Annotated in this window: 2 protein-coding genes and 1 pseudogene; all 3 read left to right on the top strand. The window is 31.9% G+C overall.

Annotated elements, in window-relative coordinates; all coding sequences use genetic code 11:
• The first annotated feature begins 39 nt into the window (after positions 1–39).
• Complete coding sequence (locus G3997_RS09745; protein WP_296645574.1) at positions 40–324, top strand: co-chaperone GroES; 285 nt, start codon at positions 40–42, stop codon at positions 322–324.
• A 19-nt stretch (positions 325–343) separates the two neighbouring features.
• On the top strand, positions 344–1,969 hold the full coding sequence (gene groL, locus G3997_RS09740; protein ID WP_296645573.1) for a chaperonin GroEL: 1,626 nt from the start codon (positions 344–346) through the stop codon (positions 1,967–1,969).
• 130 nt (positions 1,970–2,099) lie between these two features.
• A pseudogene (locus tag G3997_RS09735) lies at positions 2,100–2,304 on the top strand (hypothetical protein); the annotation flags it as partial.

The raw sequence follows: 2,304 nt of genomic DNA, 5'->3' as shown, positions 1-2,304 counted from the left end.
TTTATTTTACATATAAATATTTACTTAGGAGGTAAAAATATGAAAATAAGACCATTAGCTGATAGAATAGTTATAAAAAAACTAGAAGCTGAAGAAAAAACTGCAAGTGGTATAGTTTTACCAGGAACAGCTAAAGAACAACCACAAATGGCTGAAGTTATAGAAGTTGGCCCAGGTGGTATAGTAGATGGAAAAGAAATAGTTATGGAATTAAAAGTAGGAGATAGAGTTATATTCCAAAAGTACGCAGGTACTGAAGTTAAAATAGAAGGAAATGAATATACAATATTAAGACAAAACGATATATTAGCAGTAGTTGAATAATTTATAGGAGGGGTTAATAATGGCTAAAGAAATAAAATTTGCTCAAGATACTAGAAAAGCATTAGAAACAGGTGTAAATAAATTAGCAGATACAGTAAAGGTTACTTTAGGACCAAAAGGAAGAAATGTTATATTAGACAAAAAATTTGGTGCACCTCTTATAACTAATGATGGTGTAACAATAGCTAAAGAAATAGAGTTAGAAGACAGATTTGAAAATATGGGAGCTCAATTAGTCAAAGAAGTTGCTACTAAAACTAATGATGTAGCTGGTGATGGTACTACAACTGCTACAGTTTTAGCTCAAGCTATAATAAGAGAAGGGTTAAAAAATGTAACAGCAGGAGCTAACCCAGTTTTAATAAGAAAAGGTATACAAAGAGCAGTTGAGGTTGCAGTAGAAGAATTAAAATCTCAATCTAGAACTATAGAAACTAAAGAATCAATATCTCAAGTTGCTTCTATATCTGCAGGGGATGAAGAAGTAGGAGCATTAATAGCTGAAGCTATGGAGATAGTAGGAAAAGACGGTGTTATAACTGTTGAAGAATCTAAAACTATGAATACTGAATTAGATGCTGTTGAAGGTATGCAATTTGACAGAGGATTTGTCTCAGCATATATGGTTACAGATGTAGACAAAATGGAAGCAGTACTAAATGACCCATACATATTGATAACAGATAGAAAGATATCTAACATACAAGACATATTACCTATACTTGAGCAAATAGTTCAACAAGGTAAAAAATTATTAATAGTAGCTGAAGATGTTGACGGAGAAGCATTATCTACATTAGTAGTTAATAAATTAAGAGGAACATTTGAAGTTGTTGCAGTTAAAGCTCCTGGATTTGGAGACAGAAGAAAAGCTATGCTTGAAGATATAGCAACACTTACTGGAGGAGTTGTTATATCTGAAGAATTAGGATATGACATAAAAGAAGCAGATGTAACTATGTTAGGTAGAGCTGGTTCTGTAAAAGTAACTAAAGAAACTACTACAATAGTAGATGGATTTGGAGATAAAGTTGCTATAGAAAATAGAGTTAATCAAATAAAACATCAAGTAGAAGAGACTACTTCTGAATTTGATAAAGAAAAATTAATGGAAAGATTAGCTAAACTTGCTGGTGGAGTTGCTGTTATAAAAGTAGGAGCGGCTACAGAAGTTGAAATGAAAGAAAGAAAATTAAGAATAGAAGATGCACTTAATGCAACAAGAGCAGCCGTTGAAGAAGGTATAGTTGCTGGTGGTGGTACTGCGTTAGTTAGTGTAATACCAGCTTTAGATAAGCTAGTATTAGAATTAGAAGGCGAAGTTCAAATAGGTGCTAAAATAATAAGAAAAGCATTAGAAGAGCCATTAAGACAAATAGCTATAAATGCAGGTCTTGAAGGTGCAGTTATAACAGAAAGAGTAATCAATGAAGCACCAGAAATAGGATTTGATGCATTAAATGAAAGATATGTAAACATGATAGAAGTTGGTATAGTAGATCCAACTAAAGTTACTAGAAGTGCTTTACAAAATGCAGCGTCTATAGCTGGAGTATTCTTAACTACTGAAGCAGCAGTTGCAGATTTACCTGAATCTGAACCTGCTATGCCAGGAATGGGCGGAGGAATGCCAGGTATGATGTAATAAAAAGAGTAGCAATATGCTACTCTTTTTTATTTTCTTATATGTAAAAAAGAATAATTGAAATATATTTGTAAAAAATATATTTGATACTTTATAAATACCATCAAATTTAATTTTATGGAGGTATAAAATGAGTAAATTTGTTGAAGAAATGAAAAAAGATATACAAGGTATGGAATCTCGTCATGAACAACATAAAGAATTAAGACATGAAAAGCATGAAGAAAAGAAATTGGCTAGAGAGCTAAAACATCAGATGAAGCATGAAGAACATAAAAAGGTTAAGYAAGGTCACAGGGTAGCTCATGAAGAGAAAAAAGAATTAAGACATGAAA

Source organism: Romboutsia sp. 13368 (genome assembly GCF_018336475.1).
Taxonomy (GTDB): domain Bacteria; phylum Bacillota; class Clostridia; order Peptostreptococcales; family Peptostreptococcaceae; genus Romboutsia.
Note: the sequence above shows the minus strand (reverse complement) of the source record. Positions and strands in the feature narration are given on the sequence as shown.